The organism is Salipiger aestuarii, assembly GCF_003259905.1.
Lineage (GTDB): Bacteria > Pseudomonadota > Alphaproteobacteria > Rhodobacterales > Rhodobacteraceae > Salipiger > Salipiger aestuarii.
In genome coordinates this window covers 1-17,869 of sequence record NZ_QLMG01000050.1, presented here as the reverse complement: position 1 = coordinate 17,869, position 17,869 = coordinate 1, and the positions used below count along the sequence as shown (strand labels likewise).

Here is a 17,869-nt window from a genome sequence, read left to right as displayed (position 1 = left end):
CGCAGAATCGGCGCGATGGGAACCGTTTCGCCAACGCGGTGGAACCGATCAGCTGTGCTCTTCGGCTGCGGTGGCGGCCAGCGCGCGGTTATAGGCCTTCAGCGCGTCCACATGGAACAGCGCGCCTTGCAAACGCGGCTCTTGCGTATCGGTCGTCAGCGTCACCACCGGCAAAAACGCCACCCCCGACTTGTCGAACCGGGGCAGCGCGGTTTCCAGCGTGGCCGATGTCAGCACATACAACCCCTGTTCGATCATCCGCAGGCAGGCTTCTTCGTCGGCGGCCCCCGGATCGGCCGGCTTGCGCATGACGCTGGCCACCCGGAACATCGCCAGCAAATACGTCTGAGGTCCGGCCGCCAGATGCACCTTGCGCCGCTTGAGCTGCGTAAGGAAAAAGCTGCGGTCCACCAGTCGCGATGCCACCGATATGGACATCGACACCGAAATCATCACCGCAAGACCGGTCTGCCAGTCCCCCGTCAGTTCAAACACGATCAGCGTGGTGGAAATCGGCGCCCCCAGCACCGCCGCCGCGACAGCCCCCATTCCCGCCAGTGCATACAGCGTAAAGGCCGAGCTTTGATCGGGAAACAGCGCCGTCGCGATATGGGCATAGGTCAGCCCGGTCAGCGCGCCGACCATCAGCGACGGCGAAAACACGCCCCCCCCCATGCGCCCCGCCATGGTGATCGACACCGCCGCCACCTTGACGGCGCAGAACAACAGCGCCGCCTGCAACCCCAGCATGCCCGTCAGCGCGAGCGACGTGGTCTCATACCCGACCCCGATGACATGCGGAAACCGGGTGGCGATGGCGCCCAGCAGCAGGCCCGCCAGCGCAGGGCGCAGCACATGCGGCAGATTCAGCCGCTTTTGCAGTTTGTTTCCAATATCTTCCGACCAGAAGATCGCGCGCATCATCACCACCGCCACCAGCCCGCAGACCAGACCCAGCAGGAAAAAGGCAGGCAGTTCCAGGTAGAATTCCACCGTCGTCGTTCCGGGCAGCAGGAATTCCGTCACATCGCCAAAGACCAGCCGGTTTATCACCGTTCCGGCGGCGCTCGCCACGACGATCGGCGCAAAGGCATGCAGGGCGAAATGGCGCAGCACCACCTCCAGCCCGAATAGCGCCCCCGCGATGGGCGCGTTGAAGCTGGCCGAGACGGCGGCGGCGACGGCGCAGCCCAGCAGGTCGCGCCCGGTGATGCCGTCCACCCGCAGCCGGTTCGATGTCCAGGATGCGATCATCGCCGCGATATGGACCACAGGGCCTTCGCGCCCCGTTGACCCCCCGGTTGACAGGGTTATCCAAGAGCACAAGGCAGAGGCGATCCCCGCCTTTTTTTCCACCCGGCCGTCGGTCAGTGCCGCGCCCTCGATAACATCGGAAACCGACCTGACCCGCCCATCCGGAGTAAAGAACTGCATGATCAGCCCCACCGCCACGCCTCCGCAAACCGGGATCAGCACAACCCAGATCCATGGCAGCTGGCTGGCAAAGCTGGCCAGCGTGGACACATCTTCGGTACCATACAAAAACGCTTGCAAACGATTGATGGCGAACCTGAAAAGAACCGCCATGGCGCCCGAGGCCACGCCCACCACCAGCGCGATCAACCAAAAGGTAACCTGTCCCGGTGCCTTATGTCGCAGCAGGTCCCAGCCGCGCCCGAAGCTGCTGGTCATATCCGCCCATTGGCGGGAAAATGCCCGCAACATCGTCCCGCCCCCTTTGGCTTTCGCATGGCCCGAGGCGCGGCTAACATCCACCCGACTGATCGGAGGTATTCATGTCTATCGCCACGGCGCTCGACGCCCTTGTTCCCCTGTTAGGCGAACGGCTCGCCCGGTCCAAGTCCGATCTTGATCTTCATGCAGGATCGGAATCGCATTTCCCGCCGATCGCGCCGGATGCGGTCGCCTATCCACTGTCGCTGGCCGAAGTACAGGCGCTGGTTGCGATCTGCGCCGATCATGGCTGCCCGATGACCGGCTGGGGCGCGGGCACCTCGCTTGAAGGGCACGGGCTGGCGGTCAAGGGCGGCCTCGTGGTCGATTTCACCCGGATGAACAAGGTGCTGGAAATCCGCCCTGCCGACATGGACGTGACGGTGCAGCCGGGTGTGACACGCCAGTCCCTGAACGAGGAACTGCGCGCCACGGGGCTGTTCTTTCCGGTCGATCCGGGCGCCAACGCGACGCTGGGCGGCATGGCCATGACGCGCGCATCGGGCACCACCACCGTGCGCTACGGGTCGATGCGCGACAACGTGCTGGGCATGCAGGTGGTTCTGGCGGACGGGCGCATCATCCGCACCGGCAGCCGGGCGCGCAAATCAGCGGCGGGCTACGATCTGACGGCGCTGCTGGTGGGATCCGAGGGCACGCTTGGCCTGGTGACCGAACTGACGCTGCGGCTGCATGGGATCCCCGAGGCGACCTCGGCCGGGATCTGCGCCTTTCCCGACATGCACGCGGCCGTGACGGCGGTGATGGAAACCATCCAGATGGGCATTCCCATGGCGCGCATCGAATTTGTCGATGCCGCTACGGCCCGCGCCTTTACCGACTATTCCGGCATGCAGATGGCCGAGGCGCCGCATCTTCTGGTGGAATTCAACGGCTCACCCGAAAGCGTCGCTCAGGATGCCGAACGCTTTGGCGAGATCGTCGCGGATCACGGTGCGTCGACCTTTCGCTGGTCCGCCCGCGAAGAAGAGCGCCGCGCGCTCTGGGCGCTGCGGCACAACGGATATTATGCCATTCTGGCCAGCCGCAAGGGCGCGCGCGCGCTTGTCACCGACATCTGCGTGCCGATCTCGCGACTGGCCGACGCGGTGGAACAGACGCAGGCCGATATTGCGGCAAGCCTGATTCCGGGCCCGATTCTGGGCCATGTGGGCGACGGCAATTTTCACGCCGTCCTGCTTGTCGATCCCGACCAGCCCGCCGAGATGGCCGAAGCGCAGCGCCTGTCGCATCGCATGGCCGAACGCGCGCTGGCGCTGGGGGGCACCTGCACCGGCGAGCACGGCGTCGGCATGGGCAAGTTGTCCCATATGCGCGCCGAGCATGGCGAGGGCTGGGACGTGATGGGCCAGATCAAACAGACGCTTGATCCGCGCAACCTGATGAATCCTGGCAAGCTGGTGCCCTGAGCGTCAGCCCGGGGGCCGGAACCGCCGACGGCGCTTGCCGCCCGCATCAGGCTGCCCGACCTGAGTGGGAAGGTCGCTTGTGCAGGAGTCCCCCGTCATGCCCGCCACCAACGCAGCCCACGGCACGAACCTGTGGCAGGCCAGCGCGCGCGCCTCCGTGAGGCGCAAAGCCGTTCGTTGCGGACATGACCACCGATCTTGCGGGGATCGGTGGCGGCTTTACCGGCGTCGCGGCGGCGCTGTAGGCCGCGCGGCGCGCGCGTGGTTCTGCTGGACGCCCGCGAAATCGGCTATGGCGGATCGGGCCGCAACGTCGGGCTGGTGAACGCCGGGCTTTGCCTGAAACCCGAGGCGCGCCCCGGCGTTGGGCGATGTCGGGGGGGGCGCCGCCCCCGAGCTTGTGGTTGACCTGATCGCGCGCGAAGACATCACCTGCGAGGCAACCCGCAACGGCGCCCTGCATTGCGCCCACGCGCCCGCCGGCATGGCCGACCTGCACGAGCGGCTGCGACAAGGGGTTGCCCCCTGCACCTGCTGAGCGCCGATCAGGCCCGCGTCGGCGCCGCCGCCGTACACGGTGCGCTGTTCGACCCGCGCGCCGGAGCCGTGCAACCGCTTGACTACCTCAGGGGACCTGCCCGCGCGGGCGCAGCGCAAGCTGTGCGCGCTGTTCCCCGATCTGGCCCGCCTGCCCTTTGAACACGGCTGGTGTGTGGGCGCATCGCCATGACCTCGGACCATATCCCCCGGATCATCGCCTTTGGCGACACCGGCCTTGCCTGTCACGGCTGTTCGGGGCGCGGTATCGGCCCCGGCACGGTGTTCGGCAGCGCCTGCGCGCGGGCGCTGCCAGGCGCAGGGCGCACAGGTCTGCCGGTTCGACCCGTGCATGGCCACAGGGAACGCCTCTCAGCGCTGCGGGCGCCCCACAATGAATGCGGTGCCACGCTCGTGCATGCGCTGGACGCGCGCTAGGTCAGCACCAGCACCAGCCCCGGCACCGCCGTCAGCAACGCCACCCGCAGGATATCCATTGCCACGAACGGCCCGAGCCCTCGAAAGATCGTGCCCAGCGGCACATCCCGCACTACCGAGCGCAGCACGAAGGCGTTCATCCCCACAGGGGGCGTGATATAGGAAATCTCGGTCACCATGACGACGAATATGCCGAACCAGATCAGGTCGATCCCCTGCGCAGCGACGATGGGATAGAACACCGGCACCGTCAGCATGATCATCGACAGGCTCTCCAGCAGGCACCCCAGCAACAGGTAGATGCACAGGATCACCACAATGGTGACGCCGGGCGTGTCGCCCAACAGCACAAGAAAGCCCTGAATGTCCGCGGTCATGCCCGACAGGTTGACGTAATTGGTGAACGTCAGCGCACCGAACAGGATGAAGAACATCATCGAAGTGGTCTTCATCGTATCATACAGCACGGAAATCATTCTGGCCCGGCTGAAATTGCCGCTGAGCAGCACCAGCAGGTACGCCCCGCCAGCGCCCATGCCGGCGCTTTCGGTCGGCGTAAAGACTCCCAGATAGATCCCCCCCATCACGAACACGAACAGCACCAGCGCGCCCGCCGTACCCCTCAGCGCACGGATGCGATCCATCAGCGGCAGCCTGGGTTCGGTCGGAAGGTCGATCTTGCCAAACGCGATGGACATCCGCACCGCGATGGCATAGCCGACCACCCCGATCAGCCCTGGGATCAATCCGGCCAGAAACAGCCGCCCGATGTCCTGCTGGGTCAGGATACCATAAAACACCAGAATGACCGACGGCGGGATCAGAATGCCCAGCGTGCCCCCGGCCGCGATCGAGGCGGTCGACAGCTGGTCCGGATACCCGAACCTGCGCATCGACGGCAGCGCGATCCGCGTCATCGTCGCCGCCGTCGCCATCGAACTGCCGCACACCGACGAAAACGCCCCGCAGGCCACCACGGTTGCCATGGCAAGGCCCCCCTTGCGGTGGCGCAGCCAGGCATAGGCCGCGTTATACAGCTCTTCGGCGATGCCCGATTGCACCACGAAGTTGCCCATCATCAAAAACAGCGGCAGCACCGACAGCGAGTAATCGCGCCCGTTGTCGAAAAACGCGCTGCCGATCAGCGACAGCGCGGGGGTCCAGCCGATGACCGCGGCGACCCCGGCAAGACCAACGCCCGCCAGCGCCATCGAAATCGGCACGCCAAGCAGCAGCAGAACGGTCAGAACCGCCATCCCGAAGGGCCAGTGTTCCATCACCCTCTCCGCCGCAACCGCGCCAACGGCATCAGCGCGGTAATCACCGCGCCAAGCCCGGTGCAGACGGCGCAGAAATATCCCAGCGGCGCGATGGGCAGGCGCAGGCTGTTGGTCAGCCCGCCATAGGCTCCGATCTGCCCGGCATAGATCCAGATGCGCCAGGTCACGAGGCCAAGCACCACGCCGGAAAACACCCCCGCCAGCGCCAGCCGCCAGGGCTGCACCCAGGGTGGCATCCGGTCGGTGAGCAGATCGACGCTGACGTGCTCTTCGGCCAGCGCCACGGCGGGCAGGCCAAGAAAGATCACCGCCGCCAGCAGCAGCTCGGTCAATTCGGTCGCGCCGATCAGCGGGGCATCGAATATATACCGTCCCACCACATCCACCACCGTCAGCCCCATGAGCGCCATCAGCAACACGCCGCCCATCACCGCCAGCGCCACACGCATCACGCCGGCAGGCGCGCGCCCCCCGTGATCCGGCGCCGGTGCCGTCATTGCGCCGCGGTCTGCTTTGCGATCTCGGCCCTGAGCATGTCATAAGCCGCCTGCGCGTCGATCCCCGTCTCGCCCACCTCGTCAAGCTTGGCCCGGACCAGCGGCGAAACCGCCCCTTCCCATGCGCGCATCTGCGTTTCTGTCGCGCGATGGATGGCGATCTCGCCCTCCATCGCGGCGCGCCCCCTGGCGTCGGCGGCGTCCCACATCTGCCCGGCCCTGCGCGCCAGCACCTCGCCGGTGACGCTGTCGATGGCATCCTGCTGCGCAGGGGTCAGGCTGTCCCATTTCGCCTTGTTCATGACGATGTAGAACGACGTGTTGTACAAGCCCCCCGGCACCGAAATCGCACGATCCAACTGCGGAATCAGCTTGAAGAAATTCACCGACTCATATGGGAAAAAGATCCCGTCCGCGACGCCCTGGCTGAGCAGTTCGTAGGCTTTCGATGACGGTCCCTCGACCGGAACCGCGCCGAGCGCCGATGCCACCTCATGCACGATGCCGCCACCGACACGGATCTTGACACCGTCCAGCACATCGGGCGCGCCCACGTCGCCGTCCCTGAGGAAAATTTCGCCCGGACCATGGCTGAACACCGCCAGCACCTTGACCCGATCATATTCGCCCGCATCCCGCAGCATTTCATCAAAGACCCGCCAGTAGGCGACGGAAATCGCCTCGGCGGTCTCGCCCAGGAACGGCAGTTCGACGATATTGGTGGTCTTGAACCGGCCCGGATTGTAGCCCTGCACCCCGAAGGTGATGTCGGCCACGCCATTGACGGCGAAATCGAAATGGACCGGGGGCGGCCCCAGCGGCGCAGTCAGGATGTTGGCGGTAACCTCGCCGCCCGTCGCCTCGGCGATCGCCTCGCCCATCGGTACGATCAGATCGGCCACCAGCGGGTGCGAGGGCGGCAGCCAGCTGGCCACGGTCAGAACGGTCTGGGCAGAAGCGGCGCCCGCAAGGCAAAGTGTCAGCGCGGAGGCGGTCAAGAGCTGTTTCATCGGCATCGTCCTGTTGAATGTGGTCGGTCTGGGACACGCGGGCCGGTTCCGGTCCCGGCAGGGCTATCTGTTCTGCAAACAGCCCACGGGTGCAAGGGGCCGCCGGTCGCGGCGCCGCAATTCCCGCGCCAGGCCCCCGGATTCAGCCCTTCGCCGGGCATGGTGCCCGGCCACGATACCCGGCCATGATACCCGGCCTGCCTCCGGCGGGAGTTCAAGGGCAAGATGAAGCCAGAGGCGCCCGGTCTTCATCTTGCCCTTGAACTCCGGGGGGAGTCGCCGTTCAGGCGGCGGGGGGCAGCGCCCCCCCTGACCCGCTTGCCGCACGCTCCAGCGCGGGATAGCGCGCGCCCAGTGTCACCCCGCGTGCGACGAAAGACACCATCATCGCCAGCCATAGCCCATGGTTGCCCAACGGACCGATCAGCGCGCAAACCGACACAGCATAGATCAGCGCCGTCACGACCATCATGTTGCGCATGTCCCGCGACCGGGTCGCCCCGATGAAGATCCCGTCGAACATGATCAACCCGATCTGGGCCACCGGCGCGGCGACCATCCAGGGCAGGTACAACCGCGCGGCGGCGCGCACCTCCGGGTCCCTGGCCATCAGGTCCACCAACGCCGGACCGGCGATCCAGAAGCCCACGGCCATCAGCACTGCCGCTCCTGACGCCCACAGGCTTGTCATCACCGCCCCGCGCCGCAGAGTCGCCACTTGCCCCGCGCCAAAGGCCCGCCCCACAAGCGCCTCGGCGGCATAGGCGAAGCCGTCCAATGCATATCCGGTCATCATCAGGAACTGCAAAAGCACCTGGTTTGTCGCGAGGGTGACGTCTCCAAACCGCCCGCCGATCAGCAGGAAGGACACGAAAATCGCCTCGAGCAGCAGCGAACGGATCAGGATGTCGCCATTCACCGCAGCCATGCGCGTCAGCCGCGCGCGATCAAACACGCGGGCCCAGGCGCGCGCGCCCGGATCGCGCAGCGCGGCACGGCAGAGCCAGAGGCCCACCCCCAGCCCCGAGACCTCGGCGATGGCGGTGGCAAGCGCAACGCCCTCAACTCCCCAGCCCAGCCCCGGCACGAACAGCAGGTCGAGCACCACGTTGACCCCGTTCATCGACAGTTGCAGCGCGAAAACCGCCCGCGTGCGTTCCTGCGCGATCAGCCAGCCGGTGATGGCATAGATCGCCACGGCGGCGGGGGCGGACCAGATGCGGATGCCCATGTAGGCGCGCGCCATTCGTTCGACCTCGGACGAGGCCGGCGAGATGGCAAAGGTGCCCGCAAAGATCAGCGGTTGCAGCGCGATCAGGCAGCCACCGCCCGCAAGCCCGATCATCAGCGCGCGCGTCAAAAGCGCCGTGATTTCGGCGCGATCCCCCGCGCCCGCCGCCTGCGCGGCAAGCCCGACCGTCCCCATGCGCAGGAATCCGAACACCCAGTAGATCGCTGACAGTACGATGGCCCCGACCCCGACCGCCGCGATGGGTTCGGGCTGCGGGATCTGTCCCACGACGCCGGTATCCACCGCCCCCAGGATCGGGATCGTCACGTTCGACAGCAGGATCGGCAGCGCGATCCTGAGCACGCGGCCATGGGTGATCGGCGTCGTGCTCTGGACAGGGGCGGTCATGGTGCGGTTCTCGCGGCGGTTTCGGAACCGCTATGTGATGGCGCTTCGGGTGACAAGGATGTGCGCGGGCAAACCCGGTTGTCGGCAACCAGGTCCGGCCGCCCGGACCCGGTTCAGCCTTCGGGCGCCATCAGTAGATGCGCGTTGGACGTCGCGATGGGGCGGGCGTGGTTGTCCTGCCAGGCCTCGGCCCGGACCGAGGCATAGCGCCGCCCCGAGCGCGTGACCTGCGCGCGCGCATAGGCATCGCGCGGCAGCCCCGCGCGCAGATAGTCCACGCTGAAATCAATGGTCTTGGGCAACCGGGGCAAGGCGCCCCTTTCAAGGTCCCCGCGGCTGAGCGCGCCGCTTTCGACATCTTCCCATAGCAGCGCCCAGCTGAGGCAGATGATCGACGTCACCTCAAGAAACGCCGCCGTCACGCCGCCGTGCAGCGCGGGCAGCTGCGGATTGCCGATCAGCTTTTCGTCAAAATGCATCACCCCGGTCAACTCGTCGCCGCGCCGGTCGAAGGTGATGTTCAGAAAGCGGATGTAGGGCACCCGCCCGGCCAGTGCCGCCAGCGCCGTGTCGCGCCTGAGCTTGACCACCTGCATCGGTTCGGGGGCGGGGCGGGTCATGCCAAGGTCTCGACCGTGAAGGTGCCGGTGGCGGTGGCGACGGGCCGGTCGGGGTCGTCGTCATGTGCGGTGGCGCGAACGAAGGCGATCGCGCGCGTGATGTGATGGCATTCGGCCCGCGCCGTGACCGCCTGCCCCGGCGTCGCTGCGCGCAGATAGTCGATCCGCAGCCCGATGGTCGCGGTCCCCCCGGCATTGTCGGGATGCACGATGGTCGCGGCACCGCCGCAGGTGTCCATCAGAGTCGACACCGCCCCGCCATGGATCACCCCCGTGTCCGGGTTCCCCACAAGATCCTCGGAGTAGGGCATCCGGATCACCGCGACACCGTCTGCGAGTTCAAGGATCTCCAGCCCCAGGGCCTGCGCCTGTGGAAGCGCGCTCATGAAGCTCAGGGCAAAGTCGGTCTTGTCGGTGGTCATCGGCATCTGTCCTTGTGTCGCTGAAACCCTTATGCGGTGGCCTCGGCTCCGTCGCAAGTGCGCCGGTCGCCGCGATGGGTACGGCTTGCCCTGCCCCGCGACCAAGTCTAGATTTGCCCCATGGCCAAGGAGGAGCGGATGAACGAGACCCGTCTCAGCTTCAAACAGATGTGCGCGCGGTTCGAGGTGACCCCGCGAACCCTGCGCTACTACGAATACATCGAACTTCTCGCGCCGGATCGTGACGGGCGCGCGCGTTGGTACGGCCCGCGCGAGGTGGCGCGCATGGCGCTGATCCTGCGGGGGCGCCGGTTCGGCTTTCCGCTCGAAGATATTCGCCAGTGGCTTGCAATTCGCGAACGCGACGGGTCCGAGGCGCAGATGCGCACCTGGCTGGAAAAGGCCGATCAACAGATGGTGGAACTGGCCGAACAGCGCCGCCAGATCGACGAGACCATGGCCGACCTGCAAGCCCTCAGGAACGAGGCCGCCGCCGCCCTGCGCGACTGACCGATGCCGCCGCATGGCACGCCCAGGGCGACCCGACGCATGAATCGCATCGCCTGAAACTTGCATTCAAAGCGTTTTGGATTTGCGATTTTAACGATTTTGGGCGATTTTCCGCTGAATCGGCAGATCTTTGCCGGCAACGAAGTTTCCGCAAACAGGGCGTGGCGAGAAAGGAAGTTACGTAAATTGGAAGGTGACGTGACGTCTATGTTACGTCAACCGATTTGGTCATTGTATGTTCGATGACGAAAGCGCACCTGACGCGGATCATAACGCTAGGTGAGGCAAGAATACCGATGAGCGAAGACACCCAGATGACCATCCGCGAGATGTGCGATCTTTTCGATGTGACCCCCCGCACGCTGCGCTTTTACGAACAGAAGGAACTGATCTTTCCGCAGCGCCTAGGCCAGAAGCGGCTTTACAACCGGCGCGACCGGGCGCGGCTGAAGCTGATCCTGCGCGGCAAGCGGTTCGGTTTCAGCCTGGAAGAGATCCGGCAGCTTCTCGATCTGTATCACATGGGCGACCAGCAGAAGACGCAGATCGAACGCACCTACGAAATCGCGCGCAAACGGCTGGATGACATGGTCCAGCAGCGCGAAGATCTGGACGCGGCGATCAAGGACCTGAAAGAGCAGCTTGCATGGGGTGAAAAGATGCTCTCGCAACTGGAACAGAAAAAGGCAGGCTGAGGCCTGCGGCGCGCGAAAAGCCACACGCCCCGACGCAGGAGGAGGCCCCCATGCCCCGTTACACCGCCCCCGTCAGGGACATGCAGTTCGTGCTGCACGATGTGCTGAAGGTCGGCGAGGCCGGGATTCCGGGATACGACGATCTTGACCCCGCCACCACCCGGGCCATCCTGTCCGAGGCCGGTAAGCTTGCGCAAGACGTGCTCGCGCCGCTGAACAGGGTGGGCGATGCGCAGGGCTGCGTGCTGCGCGATGGCACCGTGCGCACCCCCGACGGATTCGGGGCCGCCTTCGAGCAGCTGCGCGACGGCGGCTGGACGGCGCTGGACTGCGACCCCGCGTACGGCGGTCAGGGTCTGCCCTGTCTGCTGGCGACCGCGGTGGCCGAGATCCTGAGCGCGGCGAATATGGCCCTCAACATGTACCAGGGCCTGACCCATGGCGCCTGTAACGCGATCCAAGCGCATGGTTCGGCCGCACAAAAAGCGATGTATCTGCCGCCGATGATCCGCTGCGAATGGGGCGGCACGATGAACCTGACCGAGCCGCACTGCGGCACGGATCTGGGCCTGATCCGAACGCGAGCCGAACCGCGCGACGATGGCAGCTACGCCATCACCGGCACCAAGATCTGGATTTCGGCCGGCGAGCACGACCTGTGCGACAACATCATCCATCTGGTGCTGGCCCGCCTTCCCCAGGCGCCCGAGGGCGTCAAGGGGATTTCGCTGTTCCTGGTGCCAAAGATCCTGGTGAACGACGACGGCACGCTCGGAGCGCGCAACGCGCTGGCCTGCACCGGGCTGGAATCCAAGATGGGCATCCATGGCAACGCCACCTGCGTGATGGCTTACGAAGGTGCGACGGGCTGGCTGGTCGGTGCGCCCCACCAGGGGATGCGCGCGATGTTCACCATGATGAACGAGGCGCGGCTGGGCGTCGGGCTTCAGGGCTATGCACAAGGCGAAGTCGCCTACCAGAACGCACGGGATTTTGCGCGCGACCGGCTTCAGGGCCGCGCGGCCACCGGCTCTGCCACGCCGGACCGCCCCGCCGACCCGATCATCGTCCACCCCGACGTGCGGCGCGGACTGATGGATCAAAAGGCGTTGACCGAAGGCGCGCGGGCCTTCGTCTTCTGGGGCGCCAGCCTGATCGACCGCGCGCGCCGCTGCGATGACGCGCAGGCCGAGGCGCTGATTTCGCTGCTGACACCGGTGATCAAGGGATTCCTGACCGACAAGGGCTTTGAAACCTGCGTCCTGGCGCAGCAGACGCCGGGCGGCGCCGGATTCACCCGCGACCTGGGGCTGGAACAGTTCGTCCGCGATGCCCGGATCACGATGGTCTACGAGGGGACGAACGGCATCCAGTCTGTGGACCTGGTGGGGCGCAAGCTGGCCGCCGACGGGGGCAAGCCGCTCATGGCCTTCTTCGATCTGGTCAAGGACTTCATCGCACAGGCCAGCGGGGACGCGGCTTTTGATGCGCAGTTCCTGAGCCCGCTCAAGGCCGCATCCGGGGATTTGCAGACCGCGGCGATGTTCTTCCTGAACAAGGGCATGACATCGCCCAACGACGCCTTGGCGGGGTCTTATGATTTCATGCATCTCTTCGGTCATGTGTGCGTCGGCCTGATGTGGTCCCGCATGGCCCTTGCCGCGCACCAGGGGATGGAGGCGGGCGAGAATGCCGACTTCCTGACGGCAAAGCTCGACACCGGGCGCTACTACATGGCACGACACCTGCCGGCGACCAAGCTGCACCTTGCCCGGATCGAGAGCGGCGCAGCACCGGTCATGGCCCTTGACGAAGCGGCCTTCTGAGGCGGACGGTGCCCCAGAGGCGCCACAGATCGCGCGCCCCCCTGAGCCGGAGACCCAGATGCCCAAGCGCTTCCGCCTGACCCGCCGCTTTGCCGTCGCCATGACCGAAGACGGCTATCGCGGGCTCAAGAAATTCGCAGGCGATGCCGGACTGGACGAAGGCGAGGCGCTGTCCTTTCTGTTCGAACATTTCGACAGCGTGACGGATGGCGAATTGCTGTCCCATCGCCTGCGTCTGTTCAACGCAGAACTGGAAGAGCGCAAACGCTGAGCGGCCACGCGCGCGCCCCGCGATGGACGTCGCGCAACGCAGGCACCGGAAGGCCGGGGGTTTCACACCCCCGGACCCCCGTGGAGTTTAAGGGCAAGATGAAGATACGCACCGTACATCGGGCCCGATTGGTGGCGCGGGCAGCACCCGGTCGGCTGCACCGCCTGACAGATCCATTGACGGAAAGCAGGCAGGCGGTGCAGCTTCACCTTGCACGCCGCTCAACTCTCCAGTCTGCGACGCAGCGTCAGGCTAACCTGAACATGCTTAATGCAACGTAAACGCTCGCACCCAGCTTCATCTTGCCCTTAAACTCCGCGGGGGTGTGGGGGCGCGAAGCCCCCACCTGTCGGTATCAGCCCGAACAATGCAAAGGACAACGCGATGACCATAAAGCTGTACTGTTTCGGCGAATCCGGAAATGCGTACAAGGCTGCTTTGCCGCTCGAACTCTCCGGCCTCGCCTGGGAGCCGGTGAAGGTCGATTTCTTTCAGGGTGAAACCCGAAGCGATGCTTATCGCAACGATGTCAACGAGATGGGCGAGGCGCCGGTGCTTGTCGATGGCGAGACACACCTGTCGCAATCCGGCGTGATCCAGATGTATATCACGGAAAAAAGCGGCAAGTACGGCGGCGCGACACCGCAGGAGGCGCGCGAGGTCATGCGCTGGTGTTTCTGGGACAATCACAAGCTGTCCAGCCAGGCGGGCATGACACGGTTCCTGATGAATTTTCTGCCCGAGGAAAAGCGCCCAGCCGAGGTCATCGCCTTTGCCCAGGGCCGGCTTAGGGCCGCGTACCAGGTTCTTGACGCTCATTTGGCCGATCGCGACTGGATGGTCGGTGCCGCCCCGACCAACGCGGATTTTTCCTGCTGCGGGTATCTGTTCTACCCCGAACCTTTTGGGTTCGTGCGGTCGGACTGGCGCAACATCGACCGCTGGCTGTCGGGAATCGAGGCGCTGGAGGGCTGGAAACACCCCTACGATCTGATGCCCGGCTCGCCCGCCGACCGCGTCTGAGCACACCCCGGCAAGGAGCAGGAAGGAGGAGCTGATGAGCGACGTCTATATCTACGATGCCGTGCGCACACCGCGTGGCAAGGGGCGCACCGATGGTGCGCTGCACGAGCTGACTTCACTGCGTCTGTCGGCCCTGACGTTGAACGCGATCAAGGACCGGAACGGGCTGGAGGGGCACGCGGTCGAAGACGTGATCTGGGGGAATGCCACGCAGGTGGCGGAACAGGGAGGCTGCCTGGCGCGCTCTGCCGTGTTGGCCAGCGCTCTGGATGAACGCATTCCAGGGCTGTCGATCAACCGCTTTTGCGCGTCGGGCATGGAGGCGGTGAATCTGGCCGCCAACCAGATCCGGGGGGGCGCCGGCAGCGGCTATATCGCCGGCGGGGTCGAGATGATGAGCCGGGTCGCCATGGGCAGCGACGGCGCGGCCATCGCGGTCGATCCCGGTCTTGCGATGAAGACCTGTTTCGTGCCGCAAGGCATCAGCGCCGACATCATTGCCACGCAATTCGGGTTCTCCCGAAACGATGTCGACCAGCTTGCGGTCGAGTCGCAGCGCCGCGCGGGTGCGGCGTGGGAAGCCGGGCGATTCGATCGCTCGGTGATCCCGGTGCGGGATCAGAACGGCGTCATGATCCTGGCGCATGACGAATACATGCGGCCCGACACCGACATGCAGGCCCTGGGCGCGCTGCGCCCCGCTTTCAAGGACATGGGCGAAGGAATGCCCGGCTTCGATCAGGTCGCGCTGATGAAATACCCACATCTGGAAAAGATCGAACACGTCCACCACGCGGGCAACAGTTCGGGCATCGTCGATGGCGCCGCGGCCCTTCTGATCGGCGACAAGGCATTCGGCGCCGCGCATGGGCTGACCCCGCGCGCCCGCATCCGCGCCACCGCCAGGATCGGCACCGATCCCACGATCATGCTGACCGGGCCGGTGCCCGTCACCGAGCGGCTGCTGAAGCACAGCGGCATGGCGATCGGCGACATTGATCTGTTCGAGGTCAACGAGGCCTTCGCCGCCGTGGTGTTGCGCTTTCGCCAGGCGTTCGACGTCGGCGCCGACAAGGTGAACGTGAACGGCGGGGCCATCGCCATGGGGCACCCCCTGGGCGCCAGCGGAGCGATCATCATCGGCACGTTGCTGGACGAACTGGAACGCACCGGCAAGGGCACCGGCCTTGCCACCCTGTGCGTCGCGTCCGGCATGGGCGCCGCCACCCTGATCGAGCGGATCTGAACCGGAGACCAACACATGACCGATTTCACCCTGCAAACCGACACGGACGGCGTCGCGCTGATCACCTGGAACACGCCGGGCAAGTCGATGAACGTGATGCGCCTTGAGGGCCTGGCGCAGCTATCGCAGATGATCGACGCCGCACTCGCCGATGACGCGGTCAGGGGCATCGTGCTGACGTCGGGCAAACCGGACAGCTTTGCCGGCGGGATGGATCTGAACGTGATCGCGCGGATGCGCCAGGATGGCGGCGACGATCCCGCCCCCGCCATCCTGGACGGGCTCATGCGGATTCACGCCATCCTGCGCAAGATCGAGCGCGCCGGAATGGACGACCGCAACAAGGGGGGCAAACCCGTCGCCTGCGCCCTTCCCGGCACCGCGCTGGGCATCGGGTTCGAGATCGCGCTTGCCTGTCACCGAATCTTTGCGGCCGATGCCCCCAAGGCAAAAATCGGTCTGCCGGAAATCAAGGTCGGCATCTTTCCAGGCGCTGGGGGCACCACCCGGCTGGTGCGCAAGCTGGGGGCGATGGCAGCCGCGCCATTCCTGCTCGAAGGCAAGCTGAGCGCCCCCAGGGAAGCACAGGCGGCCGGCCTGATCGACGAGGTCTGCGACGATCCCGTCGCCGCAGCGCGGGCCTGGGTGCTCGGCGCCACGTCCGCCGATATCGTCAAACCCTGGGACGCCAAAGGCTACAAGATGCCCGGCGGCGCCCCCTATCATCCTGCGGGGTTCATGACCTTTGTCGGGGCCTCGGCCATGGTCAACGGCAAGACGAAGGGCGTCTACCCTGCCGCAAGGGCTATGCTGAGCGCGATCTACGAGGGCGCGCTGGTGCCGTTCGACACGGCGCTGAAGATCGAGGCGCGGTGGTTCACCTCCGTTTTGCTCGACCCGTCGTCCTCGGCGATGATCCGGTCGCTGTTCGTCAGCAAGGAAGCGCTGGAAAAAGGCGCGAACCGGCCCGACACGGGGCCGCAGCATGTGGACAAGCTTGGCGTGATCGGCGCCGGCATGATGGGCGCCGGTATCGCGCTGGTCGCGGCCATGGCAGGGATCGAGGTGGTCCTGCTGGACCAATCCCCCGAAGTAGCCCAAAAGGGGCGCGCCTACACGGAACGCTACATGGACAAGGGCATTGCCCGCCGCAAAACCACCCCCGAAGGCAAAGAGGCGGCGCTGTCGCGCATCACCGCGACCGACGATTACGCCGCGCTGTCCGGCTGCGACCTGATCGTCGAAGCGGTGTTTGAAGACCCGGGCATCAAGGCGGAGGTGACGCAAAAGGTGCTGAAACACGCCCCCGACGATTGCATCTTTGCCACCAACACCTCGTCCCTGCCAATTTCCCAGCTGGCCAAGGCATCGCCCCGCCCCGATCTGTTCATCGGCATCCATTTCTTTTCACCCGTCGAAAAGATGTCCCTCGTCGAGATCATCAAGGGGCAGGAAACCGGCGACCGGGCCACGGCAAAGGCGCTGGATTTCGTGCGCCAGATCCGCAAGACCCCCATCGTGGTCAACGACGCGCGGTTCTTTTACGCCAATCGCTGTATCATTCCCTACATCAACGAAGGCATCCGCATGGTGTCCGAAGGGGTGTCGCCCGCGCTGATCGAAAACGCGGCCAAGCTGGCGGGGATGCCGGTGGGACCGTTGCAACTGGTGGATGAAACCTCGATCGACCTTGGGGCCAGGATCGCGCGCGCCACCCGCGCGGCGATGGGCGCGGCCTATCCGGACGGCGCGGTCGACGAGGTGATCTTCTGGCTCGAAGACCAGGGCCGGTTGGGGCGCAAGGCCGGCGCCGGATTCTACGCCTATGACGAAAAGGGCAAGCGCACCGGTCTGTGGCGCGGGCTGGCCCTGCGGTACCCGGCGGCGACAACGCAACCGGCGTTGATCGACGTGCAGCACCGTCTCTTGTTCGTGCAGGCGCTTGAAGCGGTGCGCGCGCTGGAAGACGGCGTGCTGACCGACATCCGCGAAGGCGACGTCGGCGCGATCCTGGGCTGGGGCTTCGCGCCCTGGTCGGGCGGTCCGTTCAGTTGGCTTGACATGCTGGGCAGCGCCTGCGCCGCCAGGCGATGCGATGCGCTTGCCGCCGCCTACGGGCCGCGCTTTGCCTGCCCGCAGCTCTTGCGCGAAATGGCGGCCTCCGCCGAAGGTTTCTACGACCGGCTGGACACAGGGAACACCGCGGTCGCCTGAATCTGCCCGCTGGCTGGCAAGGACGCCGCGCGCGAGGGCTTGAACGGCTGGCAATCTGTGGCTGTTAACCCCATGGAGCCGCCGATTTACGTTGCATCAACCGGCTTGCCAGAACGACCGTTGTTTTACGCCAGCGCGTCACCCACGATGCCGCGCGCGCCGTGGCGCGATGGCGGGCCTCGACCGAGGTGCGGCCTTGCCAGCACCGGCAACGTCCCTGCCCGCCAACAGCCGCGAATCGCCATGCCCCGCCACATGCGGCGCCATTTCAAAGCCGATGCTGACGGCTGTCTCATGGGGGATCGCACTCGCGGACATCATGCCCCAAATCCACGTCGTTCCACCGCGATATGTCTCATTGCGCGGTAAGCATCCGGCGTAGGCTGCGGTCATGTAGCGAGTTGGCGCTGCGATGTCTGCCAATTCCATGGCAGAAGGTCCGGCACCCGTGAAGCCGTTGTGTTGGGGAGCTTGTCG

General features: G+C 65.7%; 17 protein-coding genes. 10 read left to right on the top strand and 7 right to left on the bottom strand.

Annotation, left to right across the window (positions count from 1 at the left end):
- Positions 1–48: 48 nt before the first annotated feature.
- Positions 49–1,725 carry a chloride channel protein gene (locus ATI53_RS19015; RefSeq protein WP_009503079.1) on the bottom strand — a complete coding sequence of 559 codons (1,677 nt, stop codon included), beginning with the start codon at positions 1,723–1,725 and terminating at the stop codon, positions 49–51.
- Between the two features lie 71 nt (positions 1,726–1,796).
- Between ATI53_RS19015 and ATI53_RS19010 the strand changes: the two genes are divergently transcribed.
- The 3 genes from ATI53_RS19010 to ATI53_RS24070 all read left to right on the top strand — a co-directional run bounded on the left by ATI53_RS19010 (position 1,797) and on the right by ATI53_RS24070 (position 4,139).
- Positions 1,797–3,164: an FAD-binding oxidoreductase gene (locus ATI53_RS19010; protein ID WP_111551112.1), complete on the top strand. Its 1,368-nt coding sequence runs from the start codon at positions 1,797–1,799 to the stop codon at positions 3,162–3,164.
- A 364-nt stretch (positions 3,165–3,528) separates the two neighbouring features.
- Entirely contained in the window at positions 3,529–3,702 is a 174-nt protein-coding gene (locus ATI53_RS24075; protein ID WP_223866021.1) for a hypothetical protein, read from the top strand.
- Positions 3,703–3,890: 188 nt separating this feature from the next.
- Positions 3,891–4,139: a hypothetical protein gene (locus ATI53_RS24070; protein ID WP_240778631.1), complete on the top strand. Its 249-nt coding sequence runs from the start codon at positions 3,891–3,893 to the stop codon at positions 4,137–4,139.
- Here ATI53_RS24070 and ATI53_RS19000 read toward each other — a convergent pair.
- The 6 genes from ATI53_RS19000 to ATI53_RS18975 all read right to left on the bottom strand — a co-directional run bounded on the left by ATI53_RS19000 (position 4,136) and on the right by ATI53_RS18975 (position 9,607).
- On the bottom strand, positions 4,136–5,416 hold the full coding sequence (locus ATI53_RS19000; RefSeq protein WP_111551111.1) for a TRAP transporter large permease: 1,281 nt from the start codon (positions 5,414–5,416) through the stop codon (positions 4,136–4,138). The genes ATI53_RS24070 and ATI53_RS19000 overlap by 4 nt on opposite strands.
- Entirely contained in the window at positions 5,416–5,916 is a 501-nt protein-coding gene (locus ATI53_RS18995) for a TRAP transporter small permease (RefSeq protein ID WP_009503075.1), read from the bottom strand. Before ATI53_RS18995 ends, ATI53_RS19000 begins: the two co-directional genes overlap by 1 nt.
- Entirely contained in the window at positions 5,913–6,926 is a 1,014-nt protein-coding gene (locus ATI53_RS18990) for a TRAP transporter substrate-binding protein (protein WP_111551110.1), read from the bottom strand. Before ATI53_RS18990 ends, ATI53_RS18995 begins: the two co-directional genes overlap by 4 nt.
- A gap of 283 nt (positions 6,927–7,209) precedes the next feature.
- On the bottom strand, positions 7,210–8,565 hold the full coding sequence (locus tag ATI53_RS18985; RefSeq protein ID WP_111551109.1) for an MATE family efflux transporter: 1,356 nt from the start codon (positions 8,563–8,565) through the stop codon (positions 7,210–7,212).
- A gap of 113 nt (positions 8,566–8,678) precedes the next feature.
- Positions 8,679–9,185, bottom strand: a complete 507-nt coding sequence (locus tag ATI53_RS18980) for a PaaI family thioesterase (protein WP_034451625.1) — start codon at positions 9,183–9,185, stop codon at positions 8,679–8,681.
- Entirely contained in the window at positions 9,182–9,607 is a 426-nt protein-coding gene (locus ATI53_RS18975; protein ID WP_009503071.1) for a PaaI family thioesterase, read from the bottom strand. The genes ATI53_RS18980 and ATI53_RS18975 overlap by 4 nt, the downstream gene beginning before the upstream one ends.
- A 138-nt stretch (positions 9,608–9,745) precedes the next feature.
- Here ATI53_RS18975 and ATI53_RS18970 point away from each other — a divergent pair, with 138 nt between their 5' ends.
- The 7 genes from ATI53_RS18970 to ATI53_RS18940 all read left to right on the top strand — a co-directional run bounded on the left by ATI53_RS18970 (position 9,746) and on the right by ATI53_RS18940 (position 17,392).
- A complete protein-coding gene (locus ATI53_RS18970) occupies positions 9,746–10,117 on the top strand; it encodes a MerR family transcriptional regulator (protein ID WP_009503069.1) in 372 nt (123 codons plus the stop codon).
- Positions 10,118–10,413: 296 nt separating this feature from the next.
- Positions 10,414–10,812 carry a MerR family transcriptional regulator gene (locus tag ATI53_RS18965; protein WP_009503068.1) on the top strand — a complete coding sequence of 133 codons (399 nt, stop codon included), beginning with the start codon at positions 10,414–10,416 and terminating at the stop codon, positions 10,810–10,812.
- A 50-nt stretch (positions 10,813–10,862) separates the two neighbouring features.
- On the top strand, positions 10,863–12,638 hold the full coding sequence (locus tag ATI53_RS18960; RefSeq protein WP_009503067.1) for an acyl-CoA dehydrogenase C-terminal domain-containing protein: 1,776 nt from the start codon (positions 10,863–10,865) through the stop codon (positions 12,636–12,638).
- A 58-nt stretch (positions 12,639–12,696) separates the two neighbouring features.
- Positions 12,697–12,909, top strand: a complete 213-nt coding sequence (locus ATI53_RS18955; protein ID WP_009503066.1) for a hypothetical protein — start codon at positions 12,697–12,699, stop codon at positions 12,907–12,909.
- A gap of 384 nt (positions 12,910–13,293) precedes the next feature.
- Complete coding sequence (locus tag ATI53_RS18950; RefSeq protein ID WP_009503065.1) at positions 13,294–13,932, top strand: glutathione S-transferase family protein; 639 nt, start codon at positions 13,294–13,296, stop codon at positions 13,930–13,932.
- 34 nt (positions 13,933–13,966) lie between these two features.
- Complete coding sequence (locus ATI53_RS18945) at positions 13,967–15,178, top strand: acetyl-CoA C-acetyltransferase (protein ID WP_009503064.1); 1,212 nt, start codon at positions 13,967–13,969, stop codon at positions 15,176–15,178.
- Between the two features lie 15 nt (positions 15,179–15,193).
- Positions 15,194–17,392 carry a 3-hydroxyacyl-CoA dehydrogenase NAD-binding domain-containing protein gene (locus ATI53_RS18940; RefSeq protein WP_111551108.1) on the top strand — a complete coding sequence of 733 codons (2,199 nt, stop codon included), beginning with the start codon at positions 15,194–15,196 and terminating at the stop codon, positions 17,390–17,392.
- The last annotated feature ends 477 nt before the right edge of the window (positions 17,393–17,869 follow it).

What these genes read in the sequence shown, in the direction of transcription:
- ATI53_RS19015 (WP_009503079.1), bottom strand. Translation starts at nt 1,725, where the DNA reads ATGTTGCGGGCATTTTCCCGCCAATGGGCGGATATGACCAGCAGCTTC.
- ATI53_RS19010 (WP_111551112.1), top strand. Translation starts at nt 1,797, where the DNA reads ATGTCTATCGCCACGGCGCTCGACGCCCTTGTTCCCCTGTTAGGCGAA.
- ATI53_RS24070 (WP_240778631.1), top strand. Translation starts at nt 3,891, where the DNA reads ATGACCTCGGACCATATCCCCCGGATCATCGCCTTTGGCGACACCGGC.
- ATI53_RS19000 (WP_111551111.1), bottom strand. Translation starts at nt 5,416, where the DNA reads ATGGAACACTGGCCCTTCGGGATGGCGGTTCTGACCGTTCTGCTGCTG.
- ATI53_RS18995 (WP_009503075.1), bottom strand. Translation starts at nt 5,916, where the DNA reads ATGACGGCACCGGCGCCGGATCACGGGGGGCGCGCGCCTGCCGGCGTG.
- ATI53_RS18990 (WP_111551110.1), bottom strand. Translation starts at nt 6,926, where the DNA reads ATGAAACAGCTCTTGACCGCCTCCGCGCTGACACTTTGCCTTGCGGGC.
- ATI53_RS18985 (WP_111551109.1), bottom strand. Translation starts at nt 8,565, where the DNA reads ATGACCGCCCCTGTCCAGAGCACGACGCCGATCACCCATGGCCGCGTG.
- ATI53_RS18980 (WP_034451625.1), bottom strand. Translation starts at nt 9,185, where the DNA reads ATGACCCGCCCCGCCCCCGAACCGATGCAGGTGGTCAAGCTCAGGCGC.
- ATI53_RS18975 (WP_009503071.1), bottom strand. Translation starts at nt 9,607, where the DNA reads ATGACCACCGACAAGACCGACTTTGCCCTGAGCTTCATGAGCGCGCTT.
- ATI53_RS18970 (WP_009503069.1), top strand. Translation starts at nt 9,746, where the DNA reads ATGAACGAGACCCGTCTCAGCTTCAAACAGATGTGCGCGCGGTTCGAG.
- ATI53_RS18965 (WP_009503068.1), top strand. Translation starts at nt 10,414, where the DNA reads ATGAGCGAAGACACCCAGATGACCATCCGCGAGATGTGCGATCTTTTC.
- ATI53_RS18960 (WP_009503067.1), top strand. Translation starts at nt 10,863, where the DNA reads ATGCCCCGTTACACCGCCCCCGTCAGGGACATGCAGTTCGTGCTGCAC.
- ATI53_RS18955 (WP_009503066.1), top strand. Translation starts at nt 12,697, where the DNA reads ATGCCCAAGCGCTTCCGCCTGACCCGCCGCTTTGCCGTCGCCATGACC.
- ATI53_RS18950 (WP_009503065.1), top strand. Translation starts at nt 13,294, where the DNA reads ATGACCATAAAGCTGTACTGTTTCGGCGAATCCGGAAATGCGTACAAG.
- ATI53_RS18945 (WP_009503064.1), top strand. Translation starts at nt 13,967, where the DNA reads ATGAGCGACGTCTATATCTACGATGCCGTGCGCACACCGCGTGGCAAG.
- ATI53_RS18940 (WP_111551108.1), top strand. Translation starts at nt 15,194, where the DNA reads ATGACCGATTTCACCCTGCAAACCGACACGGACGGCGTCGCGCTGATC.